The sequence below is a fragment of the Bacillus sp. S71 genome (genome assembly GCF_016625265.1).
In the GTDB taxonomy this organism is placed as follows: domain Bacteria; phylum Bacillota; class Bacilli; order Bacillales; family Bacillaceae_G; genus Bacillus_A; species Bacillus_A cereus.
The window spans coordinates 84,132-107,239 of record NZ_JACVUW010000005.1; the positions used below are offsets into that span (position 1 = coordinate 84,132).

Sequence of the window (23,108 nt, forward strand, 5' to 3'; positions counted from 1 at the left end):
TAGATAACCTCATTTTTAGGAACCTTTAACATTACTTATCTTCGTTTAAGCCCTTTTCTAACGCTTTCCACGCTAATGTTGCACATTTAATACGTGCAGGGAACTTGCATACGCCTTGTAATGCTTCAATATCTCCTAAATCGATGCTGTCATCGTACTCTTTTCCTAGCATCATGTCAGAGAAAATTTTCGAAAGCTGAAGTGCTTCTTCAATTTTCTTACCTTTTACTGCTTGTGTCATCATTGAAGCTGAAGACATTGAGATTGAACATCCTTCGCCTTCAAACTTCGCCTCTTGCACAATACCTTCTTCTACTTTCATCGTAAGTTGAATACGATCGCCGCAAGTTGGATTGTTCAAGTTAACGGTAACACTATCTTCTAACACGCCATGGTTACGAGGATTTTTGTAATGATCCATAATAACTTGACGATATAACGTATCTAAATTATTAAATGACATTTGTGAAATACTCCTTTGTCTTGATTAGCGATTCAACAAATGTATCAATTTCTTCTTTTGTATTATATAAATAGAAGCTCGCACGTGCTGTTGAAGAAGCTTTTAGCCACTTCATAAGCGGTTGTGCACAGTGATGTCCTGCGCGAACTGCAATGCCTTCTACATCTAATACAGTCGCTACATCGTGAGGATGTACGTCTTCAATATTAAATGTAACAAGACCAGCGCGATGCTTTGGACCATAAATTGTAACGCCATCTACTTCTGATAGTCTTTCTAAAGCGTATTGCGCTAATTCATGCTCATGCTTTTCAATATTATCAAGACCAATTTCTTCTAGGAAATCAATTGCCGCACCAAGTCCGATTGCATTACCGATAATCGGTGTACCTGCTTCAAACTTCCACGGAAGCTCTTTCCAAGTAGATTCTTGTAAATCTACGAAATCAATCATTTCACCACCAAATTCAATTGGCTCCATATTGTTTAGCAATTCTTTCTTACCATATAATACGCCGATACCTGTAGGTCCGCACATCTTATGAGCAGATAATGCGTAGAAATCACAGTTTAAATCTTGTACATCCACTTTCATGTGAGGTGTACTTTGTGCACCATCAACGACCATAATTGCTCCGTTTTCGTGTGCGATTGCTCCGATTTCTTTTACAGGATTAATCGTTCCAAGTACGTTTGATACTTGCATAATAGAAACGATTTTTGTATTCGGTGTAACAGTTTGACGAACATCTTCTAAAGAAATTGTACCGTCTGGTTGAAGCGGAAGGTATTTCAAAGTTGCACCAGTTTTCTTCGCAACTTGTTGCCACGGAATGATGTTACTATGGTGCTCCATGTAAGAAATAACGATTTCATCGCCCTCTTTTACATTTTCAAGACCATAGCTAGCTGCTACTGTATTTAATGCAGTTGTCGTTCCGCGCGTGAAAATAATCTCTTCCATTGATTTCGCGTTAATAAACTTGCGAACTTTCTCACGTGCACCTTCATACGCGTCGGTAGCTTTCGTACCGAGCGTATGAACACCGCGATGCACGTTAGAATTATATTCTTTATAGTAACGTTCTAACGTTTCAATGACTTGAATTGGTTTTTGAGAAGTTGCTGCACTATCGAAATAAACAAGTTGTTTGCCGTTCACTTTTTGATCAAGAATTGGAAACTGTTTGCGTATTTCATGAATATTCATTAGCGAACTTTCCTTTCAATTACCTCAACAAGCTGTGCTTTTACTCCTTCAATTGGAAGCTCATTAACTACAGGTGCTAAGAATCCATGGATGACTAAACGTTCTGCTTCGCGTTTTGGAATACCACGGCTCATCAAGTAGTATAATTGGTACGGATCTACGCGGCCTACTGAAGCTGCGTGACCTGCCATAACATCATCTTCATCAATTAAAAGAATTGGGTTCGCATCACCGCGAGCTTTTTCGTCTAGCATAAGAACGCGAGAAGATTGTTGTGCATTTGATTTAGATGCACCGTGTTCAATCTTACCAATTCCATTAAAGATAGATGTTGCACTATCTTTTTGTACACCGTGTTTTAAAATCCAACCTTCAGAGTGTTTACCGAAGTGAACAACTTTAGTTGTAAAGTTTTGTGTTTGGTTACCACGGCCAATTGTTACTGTTTTCGTATCAGCATATGAACCGTCGCCCATTAAGTTCGTAACGTTCTCTGAAATTGTGTTTCCATCATTCATAAGGCCTAGAGCCCAATCAATGCGGCCGTCGCGTCCAACAACACCGCGGCGGTTAACGTAAGTTGTTACGTCTTTTGCTAATAGATCAACCGCACCGAATTTCACTTGTGCGCCTTGTTCCACGATTACTTCTGCTACGATATTTGCAATACCTTTAGCATTTTCATTTGCAACATAGTTTTCTACATAAGTTGCAGTACTGTTCGCATCAGCTACGAATAATACGTGGTTATATACGTTAGCTTCTTCGCCGTCTACTAAGAATACAGCTTGAAGTGGAGTTTCAAGAACAACGTTTTTCGGAACATATACGAATGCACCGCCGTTGATTAATGCAGCATGAAGTGCAGTTAGACGATGCTCGTCTACTTTCACGCCGTCTTTCATTAAATACTTTTGTAGTAGTTCAGCATGCTCTGTTGCAGCTGTTACGATATCTGTGAAAATAACACCTTTGTCTTTTGCTTCGTCTGCTAAAGAAACGAACGCAGTTGTACCAGTACGTTGCACTAATACGCTGTTATTTTCATCGATTAAGTTTTTCACTGCTTCTGGAAGCTCTGTTAAAGAACTTACAGGCTCTTGCTTAGCAGCGTCGCCTTTTCCGATAAAGTCCCATTTTTCAATTTTCGTTTTATCAGGCGTTGGCATTGGAAGTTCTGTTGCTTGTGCAAGAGCTTGTAAGCGGAACTCAGTCAACCAAGCAGCTTCGTTTACTTCGCTTGCGCGTTGACGGATTGTTTCTTGATCGAAAGGTAATGTACCGATTGTCATGTTTATGCTCCTCTCTTACGCTTCTTGCTCTGTTGTTTCGTCTTCAATACCTAATTCTTTTTTAATCCAGTCGTAACCTTCAGCTTCTAGACGTTGTGCAAGCTCAGGGCCACCAGATTTAACGATACGACCGTTCATCATAACGTGAACGAAGTCTGGAGTGATGTAGTTTAATAAGCGTTGGTAATGCGTAATCATTAGGCAACCGAACTCTTCGCCGCGCATTTGGTTAATACCTTTAGATACAACTTTTAATGCATCGATATCAAGACCTGAGTCGATTTCATCTAAGATTGCGATTTTTGGCTCAATCATCATTAATTGAAGAATTTCGTTACGCTTTTTCTCTCCACCAGAGAAACCTTCGTTTAAGTAACGTTGTGCCATTTCTGGATCCATTTCTAGGAATTCCATATTTTTATCTAATGTACGGATAAATTTCATAAGAGAAATTTCATCGCCTTCTTCACGACGTGCGTTAATTGCAGAACGTAAGAAGTCAGCGTTTGTTACTCCGCTAATTTCACTTGGATATTGCATTGCTAGGAATAGACCCGCTTGTGCGCGCTCGTCTACTTCCATTTCTAATACATCTTCACCGTCAATGATGATGCTACCTTCTGTTACTTCATACTTTGGGTGACCCATAATTGCAGAAGATAAAGTTGATTTACCTGTTCCGTTAGGTCCCATAATTGCGTGGATTTCTCCACCTTTTACTTCAAGGTTTACACCCTTTAAAATTTCTTTGCCGTCAATTGATACGTGTAAGTCTTTAACCGTTAATGTAGAACCAGCCATCTCAATACCTCCATTAATCCTATATATACATTTTAAAAATTCCTAAAACGTTCATATTCTCATTTTATTCTCATTCTAATTTTATATCAAATAAAATGATATCGCAAACGACGAAAAAAAGTAACCGTTTTTTCACAAATGTATATAAGTATTTCCTTTACATCTTTCTATGATACACCTTTCTTCTTATTTATATAAAGAAAAAAGGACTGGTAATTTCCCAGTCCTTTCCTTATATTTATTCACTTACTGGAAGTACAGCACCTTTATATTCTTTATTAATAAAATCTTGAATTTCTTTTGAATGTAACACTTCTACTAGCTCTTTAATTTCTTTTTTCTTCTCATCACCTTTACGAACTGCAATGATGTTTGCATACGGAGAGTCTGCTCCTTCAATCGCAATTGCATCCTTCGTTGGATTTAATTTTGCATCAATTGCATAGTTCGAATTAATGAATAAAGCATCTCCCTCATTATTTTCATACAACTTCGGTGAAAGTCCAGGTTCAACATCTGTTTTAAATTTTAAGTTTTTCGGATTTTCGACTACATCTTTTACTGTCGCCTTAACCACATCTACACCATCTTTAAGCTTAATCACGCCGCCTTTTTGTAACAATGCTAACATACGGCCACGCTCCGCTACGTTATTACTCATAATCACTGTCCCGCCATCTGGTAAGTCTTTTAAGCTTTTATATTTCTTAGAATAAATGCCCATTGGCTCTAAATGGATTTTTCCTGCGTTTACAATTTTATATCCTTTTTCTTGGATTTCTTTATCTAAGTAAGGAATGTGTTGGAAGTAGTTCGCATCAATTTCCTTATCCGCTAACGCTTTATTCGGCAACACATAATCTTGGAATTTTTTAATTTCTAATTTAATACCCTTTTTCTCTAATATCGGCTGTGCCTTTTCTAAAATAACAGCGTGTGGCACGTTAGAAGCTCCAACAACAAGCTTATTCTCATCTTTCCCTCCGCAAGCAGCTAATGTAAATACAGACAGCGCTGTAACAACTGACAATAGAATCTTTTTCATATGATGTCCCCTTCTCCCCAATAGTTATGTAGTTATGAAAAAGAGCTGGCATCAGACCAGCCCTTTTCAGCAATTATTCTTTTACAGGAACAACTGCCCCTTTATATTCTTTATTAATGAAGTCTTCAATTTCTTTAGAATGTAATACTTCTACAAGAGCTTTAATCTCTTTCTTATCTTTATCGCCTTTACGAACAGCTACTATGTTTGCGTACGGTGAATCATTTCCTTCAATTGCAATGGCATCTTTTTCCGGATTTAACTTTGCATCAATTGCATAGTTAGAGTTAATTAAAACAGCATCGCCTTCTTTATTGTTATACACTTGTGGCAATAAACCAGGCTCGATATCCGTTTTGAATTTTAGATTTTTCGGATTATCTGCAATATCTTTTGGAGTTGCTTTAACTGGATCTATTCCGTCTTTAATCTTTAAAATGCCTTCTTTTTGTAAAATCGCTAAACCACGTCCATGATCAGCAACTGAATTACTCATAATGATTGTTGCACCGTCCGGAAGTTCTTTTAAGCTCTTATATTTTTGAGAATATACACCAATTGGCTCTAAATGAATTTTTCCTGCTACTTCAAAGTCATATTTTTTATCTTTAATTTCTTTTTCTAAATACGGAATGTGCTGGAAGTAGTTTGCATCTAAATCCTTATCCGCTAACGATTTATTTGGTAATACGTAGTCTTGGAATTTTTTAATTTCTAACTCAATTCCTTTTTTCTCAAGTAACGGTTTTGCCTTTTCTAAAATTTCAGCGTGCGGTACGTTAGACGCACCAACAACAAGTTTCTTTTCATCTTTATCTTTCCCGCCACAAGCAGCTAAACCAAAAATTGAAGTTGAAATAAGTGCCGTAAGTAATAATTTTTTCATTTGAAACATCCTCCCGTTTTTTATTATCGTTTATCTATTCGAGTCGTTAAACTATCACCAATCCACTGAATTAAAAATACAACTAGTAATACACAAATTGTCGCAACGATTGTTACATCGTTATTCCCTCTCTGGAATCCTTCTAAGTAAGCAAGTGTTCCAAGACCACCAGCACCAACAACTCCCGCCATTGCTGTATAGCCTACTAAAGCAATTGTCGTAACTGTAATACCAGATACTAATGCTGGTAACGATTCTGGAATCAATACTTTTAAAATAATTGTGCTTGTTTTTGCTCCCATTGCTTTTGAAGCTTCAATTACACCTTTATCAATTTCGCGAAGTGCGATTTCAACCATTCTCGCGTAGAATGGTGCCGCTCCAATAATTAAAGCTGGCAGCGCTGCACTTGCTCCAAGAATTGTTCCAAGAAGAATCTTTGTGAATGGGATTAATAAAATAATTAAAATGATGAACGGTATAGAACGGAATATGTTTACGAATGCTCCAATCACCGTATTAATTGATTTGTTTTCCCATAAATTATCTTTCGCTGTCATGAAGAGTAACAATCCTAAAATTAGTCCTAAAACAAATGTCGCAAGAGCTGCGATTGCCGTCATATATAACGTTTCACCAGTTGCTTCTAACATTTGATTCCAATCAACATTTGCGAGTAACTTATCCATGTGCAATCACCTCCAGCTCTACTTGATCTTGATGAATTCCTTCTATTGCTTGCTGGATCGCTGTTTCCTCACCATTTAAATGAACAACTAAACTACCGTAAGAACCGTTATTCGTTTGTGCGATATTTCCTTGCAAAATGCTAACTTCTATATCACTGCGTTGCATCAATCGTTGAAGCACTGGTCTTTCTACAGCCTCACCGATAAACTGCAAACGAATCACTTTTCCATCTGGATATTTTTCAATTAAACTTTCAATCGTTTCATTTGTATCTTCAGAATCTGTTAACTGCTGTACAAATCGTTTCGTAATATCTTGCTTCGGATTACGGAATACATCAAGTACTGGACCCGTTTCTACAATCTTTCCTCTCTCCATTACCGCCACTCGATTACAAATCTTTCGAATTACGTGCATCTCATGTGTAATGAGTACAATTGTTAAACCAAGGCGCTTATTAATGTCTAATAGTAAATCCAAAATTTGATCTGTCGTTTCTGGATCAAGAGCTGACGTTGCCTCATCACATAAAAGTACTTGTGGGTTGTTAGCTAATGCTCTTGCAATCCCAACGCGTTGTTTTTGTCCCCCGCTCAGCTGAGATGGGTACGCGTCTCCTCTTCCTTCTAATCCAACAAGATGAATTAATTCATCAACACGTTTTCTTCTCTTCGTTTTATCAACACCTGCAATTTCAAGTGGAAACTCTATATTTTCACGTACAGTTCGTGACCAAAGTAAGTTGAAGTGCTGAAAAATCATTCCGATTTCTTGCCTTGCCTTACGAAGTTCACTTCCTGTAATTGCTGATATAACACGATTCGCAATTGTAATTTGGCCAGAAGTCGGTTTCTCTAACTGATTAAACAATCTGATTAAAGAACTTTTCCCAGCGCCGCTATATCCGATAACACCAAATATTTCGCCTTTTTCTATTTTTAAATTGGCGTTATCTACAGCAGTGACATCACCGCTTTTCGCCTTATATATTTTCCTTACATTCTCTAATAGAATCATGATGTTCACCCCTTTTTTGTTTAGGTCGACTCCGCAATTTTTTATTTTTAATGCGTGTAGTCCACTGTTATCATTACTTTTATTATTTGAATGTCCTCCACATTCAAACAATAAAAAAACCTTTCTGCTTTAGAGAAGCAGAAAGGTTTATATGCGTATATAACAACATTATCCCTCTCTCTCATCTCTCAAAGCATTCGCTTTGCAGGAATTGGCACCATTTCAACATAAGTTGACGGTTGCCGGGCTTCACAGGGCACAGTCCCTCCACCTCTCTTGATAAGAGAAATCAGATTCAATTTTCGTCTGATTTGAAATTTATGAAATTGTCTATATTTTATGACTTGAATTGTATCAATATACACTCACCATGTCAACAGAAATTTTCGTAAAAAATGAAACTTCAGAATTTTAAGCACCTACTGACATCGGTTTACATATATGAAACATCGATTCCACTAATAACATCGTTCGGTACGTTCCTGAATATTGTACACGTCCATCATTCATTAACATTTGCAATCGTACATTTCCATTCACCAATTGTTCTATATCCTTTTCGTCTAAGCAAATGATTTGTTCCGTTCCTCTTTCCTCATGTACCAGCTCTATATAATCTCTTGAAATTTGTAACGAACAACTTTCATCTCTAAAGCGGAAATTAACAGTTTTTTCTTCTTGTCTTAAAAGTGGCTCTAAATGATATTGACCATTAGCGTAATTTACAAATGATTGAAGCAAAGAATATAATCTCACCCTAAATCACATCCTTCATATCACTTTCTATTACATACCATTCCCTCTCACTAAAGAGCAATCCTGTTATTTTCGCTCGACAAATACTGTATCCATCCTGCATCTCGACATATTTCCCAAGAAATATGTCGAGGCGGCAAAAATTTTGCCGCCTACTTTAATTCCGTATATAAATATTCAACCGAATGAAATGCATATATCTTCTTCATCAGTGTCCCATTTTCAAAAACAAGTAAACAAGGTACACTTTCAATCCCATACTCTTTCGCTAAATGCGGAGCATAATTTAAATCTAACATCCCAATTTTGAGGCCTTCAATTGTCATCTCAACGACTGTTAACATCTTTTTTGCTAATTGGCATGTTCCACACATTGGAGTATATACATATAACACTGTTTTTTCTTCATTCTCTATTAGGGCTGTAGCTTCGGCTCCTGTCCAATCGATCACTTCTATCATTCCTTACCGTAAATATTCTGTATAAACGTCAATGTCGGCTCCCCATAATACATTTGCTAAGTGTGTAGATGGCGCAGTTGCCACTTCTCGGTACGAGCGATCAATATAGATATGCTCGGCTTGCGGAAATTCTTTTCGAAATTGTTTCCTTAACTTTTCTCCAGCATCATCAGCATCCACTAGCACATACACTTCCTTATCAAAAAACTGATCAACGAGCTCATCCATTTTCGACAAACCAATTGTACCATTTGTACAAACAATTTCCACTGGTTCACGAATAATAGATTCAATCTTTCTTCTATCTGATGTACCTTCTACAATAATGACTTTTTCCACATAAATCATATGTCATCACCCGATCACCATATACTATACAACCTTGAACTTAGTATATAGTATATTCGTTATTTTCATGTTGTTTCCTGTTTATTTTTGCAAAAGAAAAGCGAAACCGACTGTTTAGCCCTGTTGGCTAAGGTTCTTCCGTACAGAAGACGCTTTTTGTCTTCTCGTGCGGAAGGTTCTTAGACATGAAGGGCTAGGAGTTGGAGCTAGACAATGAAAAGCGCAAGCGGCTCATTTAGATTGTGAGGGGGATGGAGCTTCTGACGTAGAGGCGCTTTTTGCCTTGTAGGAAGAAGCGAAGCCACCGAACAATCTAGTCGCTGGAGCTAGACAACGAAAAACAAAAACGGCTAGACCTGCATAAAGATTAAACGAAAAAGTTTTTTCAAAAAACGTTCTCCTACACGATAATTAGTATATGATTCTACATTCATTATTTTACACAAAATAAAAAAGGACAGCACAAAGGCTGTCCTTTAGTCGACTATAATTAGTCTTGGTTTGTCATTTCTGCATATTTTTCTGCAGTTAATAACTTCTCAACTTGGCTTGCATCAGAAAGTTCAACTTTAACCATCCATGCACCCTCGTATGGAGATTCGTTAACAAGTTCTGGTTGGTCACTTAATTCTTCGTTTACTGCTACAACTTTACCGCTTACAGGTGCGTATAACTCAGAAACTGTTTTAACAGATTCTACGCTTCCGAATGGCTCGTCAGCTTCGATTGTTGCACCTACTTCAGGAAGTTCAACGAATACGATATCACCTAGCTCACCTTGTGCAAAGTGAGTGATACCGATAACAACTTCATTACCTTCAGTTTTTACCCATTCGTGTTCTTCAGAGTAACGTAAATTATTTGGAATGCTCATGACTGTACCTCCAGTGAATGTATTAATTATGTAAAAATACCTTATTGGTACTTTTTCCACACACTTTCAAACTGCTCTTCGTTAAAACCAAGTGTTACATTCGTTCCATCTGTTACAATTGGACGTTTGATCAACATGCCATCAGATGCTAAAAGCTCATACATTTCGTCTTCGCTTGCATCTTTCAACTTATCTTTCAGACCAAGTTCACGGTAACGCATTCCACTTGTATTAAAGAATTTTTTTAATGGTAATTCACTTTTTTCATGTAAATTACGTAAATCTTCTTTTGATGGTGGATTTTCAACAATATGAATCATCTCATATGCTACATCGTTTGCCTCAAACCATTTCTTTGCCTTTTGACATGTGCCACACTTTGGATATGAATAAAATGTTACTGTCATAAATTCACCTACTTTTTTACTAACCTTTACCTTTATCATATAGAAAACGTTTTATTATTTCAAACCATTATTCGCTAAACTTTTACTTATTTCGTGATAATTTTTAATAATCCTGCGAATTTTTCTTATTTTTCCGCCATTTGTTAAGAAAAAAATAAATATATAAATTTTTTTAGATTCTGCACCAAACATATATCTTAAACAAGCGTTTGATTAATTTCTTATTTTTCTTTGTTAACCTTTGAACTACATGAGTTTCTTTCTACCGAACATACAGCTTAAACAAACGTTTGATTAATTCTCCATTTTTCTTTGTTAACCTTTGAGCTGCATCGGTTTCTTCCTACCGAACATACAGCTTAAACAAACGTTTGATTAATTTCTTATTTTTCTTTCTTAACCTTTGAACTACATGAGTTTCTTTCTACCGAGCATACAGCTTAAACAAACGTTTATTTTTAAAAAATAAGAAGCCTTTTTTACAGGCTCCTTCATCATCGACTTAAGTAATCCGAAATGGTTTGAAATACGACTATATACATATTATGAATATTTCGATCGGAAACAGTATCATTATATAATCCCATACCCCAATATTGACCTTCAGGGTTCCCCATATTTACAAACCCTTGCGTATACGTCATCGTTTTATCCTTCGGGGTATTATCATAATCTAAATCCTTGTTAGTAAAAATTAAATACGGTCTATCTTGCAAACCAATAAAAAATACCGGCTTCTTTAACGATAAAAATAAGTCCGTATACTGCTCCTTTGATGCCTCTTTAAAGTATTCTTTCATAACGAAAAAACCATCAACTTTTGCTGAGTTCTCCTGCATTTCTTCTAACTTTATACTTTCAAACTTTACATTCCTAAACGTATCTTTCGGCTTTTCTCCAACAACTCCAATTACGAGTGCTCTTCCGTTATATTCTAATTTTTCTCCTTCGTTATTCTTTGCACACCCAGCACCTACTAGGCATAACAATATAAAAACTAAAAAATATGATAAACGCTTCATTTAGCACCCTCACCCTTCTTTTTAGTCAAGTGACAAAAACGTAAGGTTAATTCAAGAAAATGTAAGTAAAATCGATAGCCCAATTCACGTTTCTATATTATAATCAATTGAATTTACTTACATTACTAAACATAGGAGATCAACATGAAGAAATTTAAACTTTCATCTTTTCTTCCGTTAAGTTATATACTTCTACTCGTACTCGTAAGTCCCCTTTACGACGTATTAAATAAATCGACTGTTCACGCAGTAGACGTTACAACTGTAGTAGATGATTGGATTCCATTTGTAAAAGCATTTATTATTCCTTATTTACTTTGGTTTCCATACTTATACGGCGCACTTATTTATTACTGCTTCGCTGACCGAAAGCAATATTATGTCACTTTAAGTAGTGTTATTTTTGGAAAGCTTGCTTGTTTTTCTATTTATTATTTTTGGCAAACAACTGTACCGCGTCCGACTGTCGTTGGAACAGATGTATTTTCTGAACTAGTTCGCTATATTTATAGTATCGATCAACCGGTAAACTGTTTCCCTAGCATTCACGTTCTTACTACATTTGTAATTATGTTAGCTGCCTTTAAGCGTAGAGAGCAACATGCTTTTGAATATTACATCCTTACTTTCTTCGGTACACTTATTATTTTATCAACGCTATTTACGAAGCAACATGCCTTTGTAGATGCCGTTTCTGGAATGACACTCGCAAGCATACTTTACTTCGGCGTTCAACTCTTATTGGCCAAAGAATCAATAAGAGTTCCAGTAAAACAAAATCATAGAATGTAACATGAAAAAAAAGCAGACTGTGGCTTCTCAGTCTGCTTTTATCTATTATTAAGGAGATGTTCAATTTAAGATTGCGGTACAGTCATATCACCAGAATGAATACGACCTGCTTTTTTAAGAGCAATGTAAAGTATATAAGAAACAGCTACTGGAATGACGATATAAGTAATTACCATCGCCGGGAGAACTTCCCATCCTTCGCTGGAAATTAAATTAATTGGTGCGATAAGAGAACTTAATCCAAGACCTGCAATTTCTTTTCCTGCTTCCAGTTGGAAAATTAATGCGGATACCGGACCGACTATAGCACTGGCGACGACAGTTGGGACGAGAATCATTGGATTTTTAGTGATATTTGGCAACTGTACTTTCGGAGTACAAAGAGCTTGAGCTAATATGCCACCTAAATTGTTTTCTTTTGCTGAGATGACAGAGAATCCGATAAACTGAGCAACGCATCCGGCAAGAGCTGCACCACCTGCAACACCGTCTAAGCTAAGTGCGATCGCTAACGCAGCTGATGAAGCTGGAGAGATAAGTAATAGTCCCCAAACTACTGCAATGACGATAGAAGCGATAAACGGGCTACCAGCTGAGCTATCTTTAATGAACGCTCCAACTGCATTTAAAACAGGAGTAATATTATGAGATAACCAAATACCAACTAAACCAGAACCTAATATGGCCGCAAATGGAACGAGCATCATATCTAAAGCAGTTTTTCCGCTTAAACGTTTACCAATATATACAGCTAAAGTTGCTGTTAATAATGCACCGATTGGCTCACCTGTTTTAATAATTAGACCAGCTTCAGTAATTGAAATGGATCCGGCACCAATCGCTCCGGCTACCATCGCCGAGAAGATTACAAGACCGTTTGCACCGAGCATAAAAGCAATGCCGGCACCAATCGCTGGTGCCATTAGTGATTTTGCAACAACTCCGATTGTAATAAGTAATGGTATATCAACAATTCTTCCTATATTTTCGATTAGTAAACCAATTCCGAGGGATACGAAAATACCTTGTGCGATACCAGCAGATGCTTTAAATACACGAGACATTATATATTCCTTCATTTGTTTCACCTTCTCCTATAAGTTAGTAACCAATTGTTTTCATATAATCACGTAAAATATCGTTTGATTTTGCGAATCGAGATTCTTCATCCTCTGTTAAATTGAGTTCTACAACTTCTCTTATACCGTCTCTAGTAATAATAGCGGGTACTCCTGTACAAATATCATATTCACCGTACTCACCATCTAAAATGGCTGATACAGCAATGACACGGTGATCATCATTAAAGATTGAGCTTGCAATATATGCTAGAGAATTTCCGATTCCGTAATAAGTAGTTCCTTTACGTTTATAAATTTCCCATCCGGCTTTTGCAGTCTTCTCAACGATTTCATCTAAATCTATTTCACCAAATCGTTCTTTTTGTTCTTCTAAAATTTGCAGAATTGGCTTTCCACCAACAGTTACATGAGACCAAGCAACCATTTGAGAATCACCATGTTCTCCTAATGAATACCCATGAATACTACGAGGGTCTACATGTAGCATTTCAGATAAAATTGTTCTTAAGCGAGAAGAATCTAGTGATGTACCAGTACCGATTACGCGATTTCTAGGTAATCCAGATAATTTCCACACTTGATATGTAATAATATCAACTGGGTTCGATGCAAGTAAGAAAATACCATCAAATCCACTTGCCATTACACCACCAACAACACTTTCCATAATCTTCGCACTCGCTCCTAAAGTATCTAAGCGACTTTGTCCAGGTTTTGGTGCTGGCCCTGCTGTAATAATAACAATGTCCATATCTTTGCAGTCTTCATAGCTTCCTGCATATACTTTTGTTCTTGTATTTGTAAAGTTAATGCAATGTGATAAATCCATTGCTTCCCCAACTGCACGTTCATGATTTATATCAATTAATAATAGCTCTTCGCAAATACCTTGATTCACAATAGAATACGCACAACTTGATCCAACTAATCCAGTACCGATAATTGCAATTTTTCTTGTATGTCTTTTCATAGCAATCTCTCCTAAGTGATCATATAATCTATTTCTTTTGTTCTTTACACTCCTAATTATAGAGGTTCTCACGATAGAAACCATGGATACTTTGTGAAATATTGAGCAAAGTTTTTGTCCTTTTTGTGAATTGTCATATTCCATTTTCGTCATATTTGTTACAACTGGAAAAATATTTATTATGTATTTATTGACATATACAAAAAGAAAACGAACGAATAGATTCGCTCGTTTTCTTTTCCCTATTGTTCCGCACTTAATTGACTTTTTAATTGCTGTACAATCATCGGATTAGCAGGTGCTGCCGGTTTGTAATAACTCTTTTGCTTTGCGTACTCATACATATTACGTTGGCGCGCCTCGTCTTGATTACGAATTTGAATTAACGTTTGATGTAACTGTTCATTATCAGACTGAGCAATATAATTTGCATAGCTTGTTAAACTTGCATTTAATCCTGCTAAATAATCATTTACCATATCTTTTTCATTCATCTTTCTCTTCCTCCTATCCTAGGAAAGTCATTAATTGCTGTTTCGTATTTCGTGCATCTTGCGCATCTTTTTGTAGCATTTGTTTCAGTTGTGGATCTGTACACGTCTGTGCATACTGCTCCAACTTGTTAATAATCGTTGCATGTCCACCAATTAAATGACGTAAGTTTTCTACTTCAAGCTCTGTTAAGTTTTGCATATAACATACCCGCCTTTCTTTGTTCATTCATCATTAGTATTTGGTTCTTTTTGGATTGTATTCATCAACTTTTCCCACATATAAACAAAATAAAAGATGAATAGCTAGGCCATTCATCTTTTATGCTAAATATTCATTCAATTTTATAAAGAAACAATCATACTTATACTCACAAGTAAGTTCCATATAATGTGTAAAATAATACTAGGTATAATAGATTGCGTCTTTTTGTATAACATAGCAAATACAATCCCCATAATCATTGCCGTAACCGGAAAACCACCATGAAGAATCCCAAAGATAAAGGAAGAAATAATGATACCAACTAGAAAACTATATTTCTTTTCAAAAAATCGATACAAAATACCTCTATATAAAATTTCTTCTTTAATTGGTGTAATTATAGCAACACTTAACACATATATAATACTTTGTAGACTATTTTGAAGCCCTAAGCTCCCTAATTGATCTCGTTGCTGCTCTGCACTTTCAAAGCTAAACAACTCTAACATTACATACTGAGTTAATGCAATGATGATAAAACCTATTAATAAATACAAGTAGGTTTTCCCATTTTTTAAAATAGATACATCCCATATGTTCTTAATAAAATGAAGCACTGGTTTATACGCAAATAAAACAATAGTAACAACAGCTGCATCAAATAGAAGTAAATAATATCCCTCTAAATTAGCACGTAATACCTCTTCTCCAAAAATTCCAAGGGCTAAAGCAAGGAATAATCCCCCTAAGAGTGAGAACCCTAGAATGCTTGCAATCGTTACAACTAGATTTTTATATGTTATGTTATCTACTTCTCTTTCTGCATTATACGCGTCTAATACTGTTTTTCTCATACTATTCCTCCATTTGTTTTCATTACCTTAACAAAAAACCTTTAATACAAATATATAGATAATATAACAATTTTTTCAAAAAGAATAATATGCAATTTTACATATCATGAAAGCTTTGTATTATATAGTTTTTGGAATTAGATTACTATAGAATAATTATTAGATGAAATTCCAAAAATTTCTTATCTATCCACCATAACTCTCGCATCATATAAAATTTATTAGTTAAAGGAGCAATGAACATGAAAACACATGACTTCCTTACAGGAATCCAGAAGGGCTCTGAGCCTAGTCCATATCAAGATCCTATTGCTTTTATTTTCGTTTGCCTTTCCGTAGCTATATACACATTTTTCAAACCTGCTAAATAATATCATGTAATGAGAAAAAGCCTACCGCTCTTTTCGAATCATATGCACTAAAAAACCTTAGAATCACTTCTAAGGTTTTTGTTTGCCTCGTTTCTTATTCACGTAATCCTTTAATAAACGTTTCCAATAATACATGTAAACTTGTATCTAAATCTAACGGCAAACCAAATCCACCTTGCTGTTCAATTGACGCAAACCCATGACAAATACTTCTAAATCCACGTGTCGCATGAAGTGCATTCTCTCCTTCTAAGCCATACTGTTGTAAAACCTGAAGACAAAGCTTTACAATTCCGTCACCTGCTTTTCTTACTTCTTCATCTCGTAAAAAAGTTGCTTCATATAGTCCAGGATGTTTTCGGACAAATGCTACATATGCTTCTCCTAATGCATGAATTGCTTCATCCATCTGTTTATCCTCGGCCGCTTCTTCCAGTTTGTTATGCAACTGTTGTATTCCGTAAATACCAAGATGTTTCCGTACATCTTGTAACCCTTTTACATGATTATATAGTGAGGGCGAACGTATCCCTAACCTTTGCGCTAATGAAGCTAACGTTACTTCTTGTATTCCATTTGTATCTGCAATTTCTGCAGCTGTTTCTACAATTTTCTGCAATGTAAGTCCGATTCTCGGTGACATAAATTACCCCTCTTTCTTACTTTCTATATTCCGCTTCGCTTCCTTAATAGAAAGCTCTATGACGGCCCCTGGATTCTTTATCATTTTTCCGTGCCCTGCCGCAAGCAAGGAAGGTTCATATTCGCTTAGCTTCTGTGCACTTTGTAATGATATTTCTTTGCTCCACGTTGCCATCGCTGGAAACGGAAACCAAAATTTCATTTGTCCCGAAACAGCCATACCTCCTCTTGTTTGAAATGCATCCCCAACAATAAGAGCTTTATTTCGTACATCAAGAAACGACATGGATCCTGGTGTATGTCCCGGTGTCATAATTGCAAGAAGCGATCCAACTCGGTCGCCATCTTCTAATAAAACATCAGGTACCGTTTTTACTTTTTTAGGTACACCGCCTTTTATCGGTATATTCGGTTCATCCTTTTGTAACGTCGTATCTCCTTCTAACAGCTTTGCGTCCCGCTTAGAAATATGGACTGGAACATGAGGAAGTACTTCCTTTAATGCATCTAATGCACCGATGTGATCATCATGCGCATGTGTTAATACAATCTTAGTAATTGGTTTTCCTATTTTCTCAGCCGCCTGTAAAATACCTTTTGCGCTATATGGCAAAGCCGCGTCAATTAAAGTTAAACCATCATCTTCCTCTACAAAGTAACAATTTACAGGAAACGCTCTTGGCAAAAATGACAATTGATATAACGTTTTTTCATGTATCATCCTCATAGTCCCATCTCCCTTTTCACGAAAACTAATACCATTAGTTTTATTATACTAATGGTATTAGTTTTATGTCACTAAAAATTTCTTTTTTTCAAAAAAAAGAACAGTAGCCGTATAAACGACTACTGTTCTTTAAAGATATTAAACTGTGTAACGCTCATCTTCTAAAATTTTCGCAGCGATTTCACGTTTCTTCGGAATTACGTTAAGTGGTGTGTGGCGAGTTAATTTACGTAATGATGATAACATCATGCGCAGCATGTCGCCGTTTTCAACTGCGATAAGTGTTTCTTTCGCGTCTGCTTCGATTTCGTTAAATGCTTCTTGGCAGAATACTTCAGTGTATAACACTTTTTGTTTATTCTTTTCAAGACCAGTTGTTTTGATTGCTTTTTCTGTACGAAGAACAGCTGATTCCATTGCGTATAGGTTGCTTACGATGTCAGCGATATTCACAAGAATTTCTTGCTCTTTATCTAATGCTTTACCGTATTTTTGAGCAGCTAATCCAGCTACCATTAAGCCTATTTTCTTCGCATTAGTTACTAAATACTTTTGAAGTGCTAATGGCTCATCGCCTACTTCTTCTGGCATCATCATCATTAACTCTTCTTGTAATTTTTGTGCTTTTTGAAGAAGTGGTAATTCACCTTTCATCGCTTTACGTAAGAACGTACCTGGTACGATTAGGCGGTTAATTTCGTTCGTTCCTTCGAAAATACGGTTAATACGAGAATCGCGGTACATTCTTTCAATCTCGTATTCTGCCATAAATCCGTAACCACCGTGAATTTGAACACCTTCATCTACTGTATAGTCTAATACTTCAGAACCGAATACTTTGTTTAAAGAGCACTCGATTGCATATTCAGCGATAGAAGCTGCTACTGCTTTACCGTCTTTTACTTCTTCTTCAGATAATGTGCTCATGCGGCTTTCGAATAAACCTACTGTACGATATACAGAACTTTCAGCTGCATATGTTTTTGCTGCCATATTCGCAAGTTTCTCTTGAATTAATGGGAAGCGAGCGATTGGTTGCTTGAACTGTTGACGTTGGTTTGCATATTGTGCTGAAATTTCTACTGCACGTTTTGCAGATCCAACTGTACCAACACCTAATTTATAACGACCGATATTTAAAATGTTGAATGCGATAATATGACCTTTACCGATTTCACCAAGTAGGTTTTCTTTCGGTACTAACGCATCTTCTAAAATTAACGTACGAGTTGAAGAACATTTAATACCCATTTTCTTCTCTTCAGGGCTTGTAGATACACCAGCGTATTCTTTCTCTACGATAAATGCTGAGAAATGCTCTCCATCAATTTTTGCATATACAACGAATACGTCAGCGAATGCAGAGTTTGTAATCCACTGTTTTTCACCGTTTAATACATAATGTGTACCTTCTGCATTTAAACGTGCAGTTGTTTTTGCGCCTAATGCGTCAGATCCTGAACCTGGCTCAGTTAATGCGTATGCAGCTAATTTTTCACCAGTTGCAAGTAATGGTAAATACTTTTTCTTTTGCTCTTCGTTACCGAATAATACGATTGGTAACGATCCGATACCTACGTGAGCACCGTGAGTGATTGCAAAGCCGCCAGCGCGAGAGAATTTCTCTGCGATTAACGCTGAGCTTACTTTATCAAGACCAATCCCACCGTACTCTTCTGGTACGTCAGCGCCTAATAAACCAAGCTCCCCAGCTTCTTTTAAAAGACGAACTGAACGATCAAATTCATGTTGCTCTAAATATTCAAGCTCTGGAAGAACTTCATTTACGATAAAGTCCTCTGTCGTTTTTGCAATCATTTTATGCTCAGATGAAAAATCTTCTGGCGTAAACACTTGATCAATCGTAATCTCATCAACTAAAAAGCTACCGCCTTTAACCGCATTTCCTACTGTTTTTTCCATGAAAATTTCCTCCTTCATATTTTCATGAGCAGCTTCTCTCTTTTTGAAAGAAGCTGGCTCTCCCGTTTATTTTTTATAAACCTTTGTTGCTTCCATTCTTTGCTTTAGCGTCGTCTCGTTCTGAACAAGCCGCTTCCACTTTTTATAATAATTCAAATACTCCCGCTGCTCCCATTCCGCCGCCAATACACATTGTTACGATACCGAATTGTTCGTTGCGGCGTTTCATTTCGTGAATAAGAGATAGTGTTAGTTTTGCTCCTGTACAGCCAAGTGGATGTCCAAGTGCGATTGCACCACCGTTTACGTTTACTTTTTCTTCATCTAAACCAAGTTCACGAATAACTTGGATCGATTGAGAAGCGAATGCTTCGTTTAGTTCGAATAAGCCAATATCAGATAGCTCTAACCCAGCTAGTTTTAACGCTTTTGGAATTGCTGCGATTGGGCCGATTCCCATTACTTCTGGTGGTACGCCAGCTACTGCAAATGAACGGAATTTCGCAAGTGGCTTCATGCCATCGCTCACTGCTTTTTCACGATCCATTAATAGTACAGATGCTGCACCGTCACTCATTTGTGAAGAGTTACCAGCTGTTACAGAACCGCGAACGTTAAATGCTGGACGTAATTTACCTAAAATGTCTAGCGTCGTCTCTGCTCTTACACCTTCATCTTGTGCGAAAATGATTGTTTCTTCTTGCAGTTTATTGTTTGAGCCAACCGAGCGTAACGTCACATCTACAGATACTGTTTCATCAGCAAAGTTTCCTGCCGCTAATGCTTTGGCAGCACGTTGATGACTTCTTACTGCAAATGCATCTTGCTCTTCACGAGAAATTCCATATTTCACAGCAACTTGCTCTGCTGTATGTCCCATACCCATATAATATTCCGGAGCCGCTTCTACAAGGCGACTATTCGGACGAACAACGTGTCCCATCATTGGAACTAAACTCATTGATTCCGCTCCGCCTGATAATACAGCTTCAGAGTGACCAAGCATAATGCGCTCTGCTCCGTAAGCGATACTTTGTAAACCAGAAGAACAGTAACGGTTAATTGTAATAGCTGGAACATCGTAAGAAAGTCCTGCTAGTCCGCCGATATTACGAGCCATATTTAAACCTTGTTCTGCTTCTGGCATCGCACAACCGAAAATTAAATCATCGATTGGTCCTTCATAATTTGCACGCTTTAACGTTTCCTTTACTACTAACGCCCCTAGATCGTCAGGACGAACTGTTTTTAATGAACCCCTCTTTGCTTTTCCAATTGGTGTTCTTGCTCCCGCAACAATGACAGCTTCTCTCATGAACGATATCTCCCCTCGTTATTAGTTACGTAATGGCTTTCCTTTTACAAGCATGTGCTGCATTCTTGCTTGTGATTTCATCTCACTTACTAAGCTAATAAATGCTTCACGTTCTACATCTAATAAATACTGCTCATCAACTTCTGTTCCGTACGGCACTTTTCCGCCCGCAATGACATATGCAAGTTTCTTCGCAATGTGAAGATCATGTTCAGAAATGTAACCTGATAAATGCATTGCTTCTGCACCAAGTACAAGAGTTGCATATCCTGTTTCACCAACAACTGGTATCTTTTTACGAATCGGTGCTTTATAGCCAGCTTCATATAAAGCAAGTGCTTTCTGTTTCGCATCATATAGTAAGTGATCACCATTCACACTAATACCGTCTTTATCGCCTAAGAAGTTGTTCGATACAGCTTCTTGTGCTGATGTAGAAACTTTCGCCATCGCTACAGATTCGAACACTTTATTCGCAACTTTTTGCAGATCAAACTCTACACCGTTTGGCATTTTATTTAAGTGTTTAATGTATAGCTCTTTATTACCGCCTCCGCCAGGGATTAAGCCAACACCAACTTCTACTAAGCCCATATACGTTTCACTAGAAGCTTGAATGCTAGCTGCTGGTAAGCAAACTTCTGTACCTCCGCCAAGCGTCATACCGTATGGTGCTGCTACAACTGGCTTAGAAGAGTACTTAATTTTCGTCATTGCATCTTGGAAGTTTTTCACAACCAACTCAATTTCAAAGTAATTGTCGTCTTGTGCTTCCATTAAGATCATTGCTAGGTTCGCACCAACACAGAAGTTCTTCGATTGGTTACCGATAACAAGACCTTTATAATTCTTTTCTACTTCATCAACAGCGTAGTTAATCATTTGCGTAATATCCATACCGATTGCATTGCTCTTCGAATGGAACTCTAAGCAAAGGATGCCGTCACCTAAATCAATTAAGCTCGCTCCGCTATTTTTCTTTAATACACCATTTTTCGCTTTTAATTGCTTAAGAGAAATTGCTTTTTTATTACGCTCGATTAGCTTATATTCGCCATTATCGTAATAGTAGCTATCGCCGTTATCATGTTTATAGAAAGTAGTGAAACCTTTCTCTAACATTTCTTTCACCCAAGTAGGAACGACTACGCCGTTTTCTTCCATCTTTTGAACAGATTTTCCAACGCCGATTGCATCCCAAACTTCAAACGGTCCTTGCTCCCAGCCGAAGCCCCACTTCATCGCTTGGTCAATTGCAACGATATCGTCAGCAATTTCTTTATGAAGTTTTGCAGAGTATAAAAGAGTTGGTGTAATGATGTTCCATAATAACTCTCCTGCGCGGTCTTTTGCGTATACAAGCGCTTTCAATTTATTCGCTAATCCTTTTTCTTGTTTACTTAACTCTACGGATGCAGCTTTTAATTTTTTACGCGCTTCATATTCCATCGTTTCAGGATTTAGTTCTAAAATTTCTTTTCCTTGTTTTAAGAAGAAGCCTTGACCTGTTTTGCTTCCAAGCCATTTTTTATCAAGCATGTCATGCATGAAAGCTGGTACTTTAAATACATCACGCTCTTCTTCTTGTACGTTTTCATATACGTTATTTGCAACGTGTACGAATGTATCTAAACCGACAACATCTAATGTACGGAACGTTGCACTCTTCGGACGACCAATTAATGGACCTGTTACAGAATCAACTTCCCCAATGCTGTAGCCGCGTTTTATCATCTCTTGAAGAGTTACTAATAAACCGTACGTACCGATGCGGTTTCCAATAAAGTTTGGTGTGTCTTTTGCGATAACAACGCCTTTTCCAAGAACGTCTTCGCCAAATAGTTTCATGAAGCTTAATACTTGTGGATCTGTTTCTTTCGTCGGTATTACCTCTAGAAGTTTTAAATATCGTGGTGGGTTAAAAAAGTGTGTGCCTAAGAAGTGTTTCTGGAAGTCGTCTGAACGACCTTCTGCCATTTTTTCAACTGAAATGCCTGACGTATTCGAGCTTACAATAGAACCCGGTTTACGAACAGCGTCTACTTTTTCAAATAATTTCTTTTTAATATCTAAGTTTTCAACTACTACTTCAATAATCCAATCTACATCAGCAAGAAGCTCAAGATCATCTTCTAAGTTACCTGCTTCAATCAGTGCTAGATTTCCTTTCACTGTCAGAGGAGCTGGTTTTTGCTTCAATAGTTTCTGTACAGCCGTATTACTAAAACGATTTCTCACACTTTTATGTTCTAATGTAAGTCCCTTCGCTTCCTCTTCTTTCGTAAGCGCAGGTGGTACAATATCAAGCAATAATGTCGGAATACCAATATTAGCTAAGTGTGCCGCAATTCCCGAACCCATTACGCCTGAACCTAGAACAGCAGCCTTTTTAATTTGGAACATCCAATTCTCCCCCTATTCTTGAATGAATGCTCATTCAATTTTTCGACATAAGTCGCAATCA

At 37.1% G+C, this 23,108-nt stretch carries 25 protein-coding genes and 1 riboswitch; of the genes, 1 reads left to right on the plus strand and 24 read right to left on the minus strand.

Annotated features, from left to right (window positions below):
- Positions 1–31 precede the first annotated feature (31 nt).
- From sufU to IBT51_RS13345, 14 genes are all read right to left on the minus strand, one after another.
- Positions 32–463 (minus strand): Fe-S cluster assembly sulfur transfer protein SufU, encoded by a 432-nt coding sequence (gene sufU / locus IBT51_RS13280; protein ID WP_000009523.1) that lies wholly within the window; start codon positions 461–463, stop codon positions 32–34.
- A complete protein-coding gene (gene sufS / locus IBT51_RS13285) occupies positions 453–1,673 on the minus strand; it encodes a cysteine desulfurase SufS (RefSeq protein ID WP_001020767.1) in 1,221 nt (406 codons plus the stop codon). The genes sufU and sufS overlap by 11 nt, the downstream gene beginning before the upstream one ends.
- Positions 1,673–2,965, minus strand: coding sequence for a Fe-S cluster assembly protein SufD (gene sufD, locus IBT51_RS13290; protein WP_000152173.1), 1,293 nt, complete (start codon positions 2,963–2,965; stop codon positions 1,673–1,675). The genes sufS and sufD overlap by 1 nt, the downstream gene beginning before the upstream one ends.
- Positions 2,966–2,980: 15 nt before the next feature.
- A complete protein-coding gene (sufC, locus tag IBT51_RS13295) occupies positions 2,981–3,766 on the minus strand; it encodes a Fe-S cluster assembly ATPase SufC (RefSeq protein ID WP_000929163.1) in 786 nt (261 codons plus the stop codon).
- A 238-nt stretch (positions 3,767–4,004) separates the two neighbouring features.
- Positions 4,005–4,811 (minus strand): methionine ABC transporter substrate-binding lipoprotein MetQ, encoded by an 807-nt coding sequence (gene metQ / locus IBT51_RS13300; RefSeq protein ID WP_000722397.1) that lies wholly within the window; start codon positions 4,809–4,811, stop codon positions 4,005–4,007.
- Between the two features lie 73 nt (positions 4,812–4,884).
- Positions 4,885–5,697: a methionine ABC transporter substrate-binding lipoprotein MetQ gene (gene metQ / locus IBT51_RS13305; RefSeq protein WP_053563423.1), complete on the minus strand. Its 813-nt coding sequence runs from the start codon at positions 5,695–5,697 to the stop codon at positions 4,885–4,887.
- Positions 5,698–5,720: 23 nt separating this feature from the next.
- Entirely contained in the window at positions 5,721–6,386 is a 666-nt protein-coding gene (locus IBT51_RS13310; protein WP_000359401.1) for a methionine ABC transporter permease, read from the minus strand.
- Positions 6,379–7,404, minus strand: coding sequence for a methionine ABC transporter ATP-binding protein (locus tag IBT51_RS13315; protein WP_000601791.1), 1,026 nt, complete (start codon positions 7,402–7,404; stop codon positions 6,379–6,381). Before IBT51_RS13315 ends, IBT51_RS13310 begins: the two co-directional genes overlap by 8 nt.
- A gap of 178 nt (positions 7,405–7,582) precedes the next feature.
- A riboswitch (SAM riboswitch) is annotated at positions 7,583–7,690 on the minus strand.
- Positions 7,691–7,815: 125 nt separating this feature from the next.
- Entirely contained in the window at positions 7,816–8,160 is a 345-nt protein-coding gene (locus tag IBT51_RS13320) for a hypothetical protein (RefSeq protein ID WP_001242140.1), read from the minus strand.
- A 152-nt stretch (positions 8,161–8,312) separates the two neighbouring features.
- The gene (locus tag IBT51_RS13325; protein ID WP_002025020.1) at positions 8,313–8,621 is read right to left on the minus strand and encodes a thioredoxin family protein; all 309 of its coding nucleotides are present in this window, start codon (positions 8,619–8,621) and stop codon (positions 8,313–8,315) included.
- 3 nt (positions 8,622–8,624) lie between these two features.
- On the minus strand, positions 8,625–8,969 hold the full coding sequence (locus tag IBT51_RS13330) for a toprim domain-containing protein (protein ID WP_000640870.1): 345 nt from the start codon (positions 8,967–8,969) through the stop codon (positions 8,625–8,627).
- Positions 8,970–9,459: 490 nt separating this feature from the next.
- A complete protein-coding gene (gene gcvH / locus IBT51_RS13335) occupies positions 9,460–9,843 on the minus strand; it encodes a glycine cleavage system protein GcvH (RefSeq protein WP_000026896.1) in 384 nt (127 codons plus the stop codon).
- 41 nt (positions 9,844–9,884) lie between these two features.
- Positions 9,885–10,250: an arsenate reductase family protein gene (locus tag IBT51_RS13340; RefSeq protein WP_000218968.1), complete on the minus strand. Its 366-nt coding sequence runs from the start codon at positions 10,248–10,250 to the stop codon at positions 9,885–9,887.
- 494 nt (positions 10,251–10,744) lie between these two features.
- Positions 10,745–11,272 carry a hypothetical protein gene (locus IBT51_RS13345; RefSeq protein ID WP_200458472.1) on the minus strand — a complete coding sequence of 176 codons (528 nt, stop codon included), beginning with the start codon at positions 11,270–11,272 and terminating at the stop codon, positions 10,745–10,747.
- A 144-nt stretch (positions 11,273–11,416) separates the two neighbouring features.
- On the opposite strand from IBT51_RS13345, the gene IBT51_RS13350 reads away from it, so the two are divergent.
- Complete coding sequence (locus IBT51_RS13350; protein WP_000713773.1) at positions 11,417–12,064, plus strand: phosphatase PAP2 family protein; 648 nt, start codon at positions 11,417–11,419, stop codon at positions 12,062–12,064.
- Between the two features lie 65 nt (positions 12,065–12,129).
- On the opposite strand, the gene IBT51_RS13355 is transcribed toward IBT51_RS13350, so the two are convergent.
- The 10 genes from IBT51_RS13355 to IBT51_RS13400 form a co-directional block, all read right to left on the minus strand.
- Complete coding sequence (locus IBT51_RS13355) at positions 12,130–13,143, minus strand: PTS sugar transporter subunit IIC (RefSeq protein ID WP_000666168.1); 1,014 nt, start codon at positions 13,141–13,143, stop codon at positions 12,130–12,132.
- A 22-nt stretch (positions 13,144–13,165) separates the two neighbouring features.
- Positions 13,166–14,116, minus strand: a complete 951-nt coding sequence (locus IBT51_RS13360) for an L-lactate dehydrogenase (protein ID WP_000820649.1) — start codon at positions 14,114–14,116, stop codon at positions 13,166–13,168.
- Positions 14,117–14,358: 242 nt separating this feature from the next.
- Positions 14,359–14,610 (minus strand): spore coat protein, encoded by a 252-nt coding sequence (locus IBT51_RS13365; protein WP_001002982.1) that lies wholly within the window; start codon positions 14,608–14,610, stop codon positions 14,359–14,361.
- A 13-nt stretch (positions 14,611–14,623) separates the two neighbouring features.
- The gene (locus IBT51_RS13370) at positions 14,624–14,809 is read right to left on the minus strand and encodes a hypothetical protein (protein ID WP_001180555.1); all 186 of its coding nucleotides are present in this window, start codon (positions 14,807–14,809) and stop codon (positions 14,624–14,626) included.
- A gap of 143 nt (positions 14,810–14,952) precedes the next feature.
- The gene (locus IBT51_RS13375) at positions 14,953–15,666 is read right to left on the minus strand and encodes a CPBP family intramembrane glutamic endopeptidase (RefSeq protein ID WP_065224353.1); all 714 of its coding nucleotides are present in this window, start codon (positions 15,664–15,666) and stop codon (positions 14,953–14,955) included.
- 465 nt (positions 15,667–16,131) lie between these two features.
- Positions 16,132–16,680 (minus strand): TetR/AcrR family transcriptional regulator, encoded by a 549-nt coding sequence (locus IBT51_RS13380; RefSeq protein ID WP_029443535.1) that lies wholly within the window; start codon positions 16,678–16,680, stop codon positions 16,132–16,134.
- A 3-nt stretch (positions 16,681–16,683) separates the two neighbouring features.
- The gene (locus tag IBT51_RS13385) at positions 16,684–17,406 is read right to left on the minus strand and encodes an MBL fold metallo-hydrolase (RefSeq protein ID WP_098852448.1); all 723 of its coding nucleotides are present in this window, start codon (positions 17,404–17,406) and stop codon (positions 16,684–16,686) included.
- Between the two features lie 138 nt (positions 17,407–17,544).
- Entirely contained in the window at positions 17,545–19,329 is a 1,785-nt protein-coding gene (locus IBT51_RS13390) for an acyl-CoA dehydrogenase family protein (protein ID WP_000416293.1), read from the minus strand.
- A 142-nt stretch (positions 19,330–19,471) separates the two neighbouring features.
- Positions 19,472–20,644, minus strand: a complete 1,173-nt coding sequence (locus IBT51_RS13395) for an acetyl-CoA C-acetyltransferase (RefSeq protein ID WP_001206331.1) — start codon at positions 20,642–20,644, stop codon at positions 19,472–19,474.
- 21 nt (positions 20,645–20,665) lie between these two features.
- Positions 20,666–23,047, minus strand: a complete 2,382-nt coding sequence (locus IBT51_RS13400) for a 3-hydroxyacyl-CoA dehydrogenase/enoyl-CoA hydratase family protein (RefSeq protein WP_200458471.1) — start codon at positions 23,045–23,047, stop codon at positions 20,666–20,668.
- Positions 23,048–23,108: the final 61 nt, after the last annotated feature.

Excerpts from the sequence above, each read along its gene's own strand:
- sufU (WP_000009523.1), bottom strand. The coding sequence starts at position 463 with ATGTCATTTAATAATTTAGATACGTTATATCGTCAAGTTATTATGGAT.
- sufS (WP_001020767.1), bottom strand. The coding sequence starts at position 1,673 with ATGAATATTCATGAAATACGCAAACAGTTTCCAATTCTTGATCAAAAA.
- sufD (WP_000152173.1), bottom strand. The coding sequence starts at position 2,965 with ATGACAATCGGTACATTACCTTTCGATCAAGAAACAATCCGTCAACGC.
- sufC (WP_000929163.1), bottom strand. The coding sequence starts at position 3,766 with ATGGCTGGTTCTACATTAACGGTTAAAGACTTACACGTATCAATTGAC.
- metQ (WP_000722397.1), bottom strand. The coding sequence starts at position 4,811 with ATGAAAAAGATTCTATTGTCAGTTGTTACAGCGCTGTCTGTATTTACA.
- metQ (WP_053563423.1), bottom strand. The coding sequence starts at position 5,697 with ATGAAAAAATTATTACTTACGGCACTTATTTCAACTTCAATTTTTGGT.
- IBT51_RS13310 (WP_000359401.1), bottom strand. The coding sequence starts at position 6,386 with ATGGATAAGTTACTCGCAAATGTTGATTGGAATCAAATGTTAGAAGCA.
- IBT51_RS13315 (WP_000601791.1), bottom strand. The coding sequence starts at position 7,404 with ATGATTCTATTAGAGAATGTAAGGAAAATATATAAGGCGAAAAGCGGT.
- IBT51_RS13325 (WP_002025020.1), bottom strand. The coding sequence starts at position 8,621 with ATGATAGAAGTGATCGATTGGACAGGAGCCGAAGCTACAGCCCTAATA.
- IBT51_RS13330 (WP_000640870.1), bottom strand. The coding sequence starts at position 8,969 with ATGATTTATGTGGAAAAAGTCATTATTGTAGAAGGTACATCAGATAGA.
- gcvH (WP_000026896.1), bottom strand. The coding sequence starts at position 9,843 with ATGAGCATTCCAAATAATTTACGTTACTCTGAAGAACACGAATGGGTA.
- IBT51_RS13340 (WP_000218968.1), bottom strand. The coding sequence starts at position 10,250 with ATGACAGTAACATTTTATTCATATCCAAAGTGTGGCACATGTCAAAAG.
- IBT51_RS13345 (WP_200458472.1), bottom strand. The coding sequence starts at position 11,272 with ATGAAGCGTTTATCATATTTTTTAGTTTTTATATTGTTATGCCTAGTA.
- IBT51_RS13350 (WP_000713773.1), top strand. The coding sequence starts at position 11,417 with ATGAAGAAATTTAAACTTTCATCTTTTCTTCCGTTAAGTTATATACTT.
- IBT51_RS13355 (WP_000666168.1), bottom strand. The coding sequence starts at position 13,143 with ATGAAGGAATATATAATGTCTCGTGTATTTAAAGCATCTGCTGGTATC.
- IBT51_RS13360 (WP_000820649.1), bottom strand. The coding sequence starts at position 14,116 with ATGAAAAGACATACAAGAAAAATTGCAATTATCGGTACTGGATTAGTT.
- IBT51_RS13365 (WP_001002982.1), bottom strand. The coding sequence starts at position 14,610 with ATGAATGAAAAAGATATGGTAAATGATTATTTAGCAGGATTAAATGCA.
- IBT51_RS13370 (WP_001180555.1), bottom strand. The coding sequence starts at position 14,809 with ATGCAAAACTTAACAGAGCTTGAAGTAGAAAACTTACGTCATTTAATT.
- IBT51_RS13375 (WP_065224353.1), bottom strand. The coding sequence starts at position 15,666 with ATGAGAAAAACAGTATTAGACGCGTATAATGCAGAAAGAGAAGTAGAT.
- IBT51_RS13380 (WP_029443535.1), bottom strand. The coding sequence starts at position 16,680 with ATGTCACCGAGAATCGGACTTACATTGCAGAAAATTGTAGAAACAGCT.
- IBT51_RS13385 (WP_098852448.1), bottom strand. The coding sequence starts at position 17,406 with ATGAGGATGATACATGAAAAAACGTTATATCAATTGTCATTTTTGCCA.
- IBT51_RS13390 (WP_000416293.1), bottom strand. The coding sequence starts at position 19,329 with ATGGAAAAAACAGTAGGAAATGCGGTTAAAGGCGGTAGCTTTTTAGTT.
- IBT51_RS13395 (WP_001206331.1), bottom strand. The coding sequence starts at position 20,644 with ATGAGAGAAGCTGTCATTGTTGCGGGAGCAAGAACACCAATTGGAAAA.
- IBT51_RS13400 (WP_200458471.1), bottom strand. The coding sequence starts at position 23,047 with ATGTTCCAAATTAAAAAGGCTGCTGTTCTAGGTTCAGGCGTAATGGGT.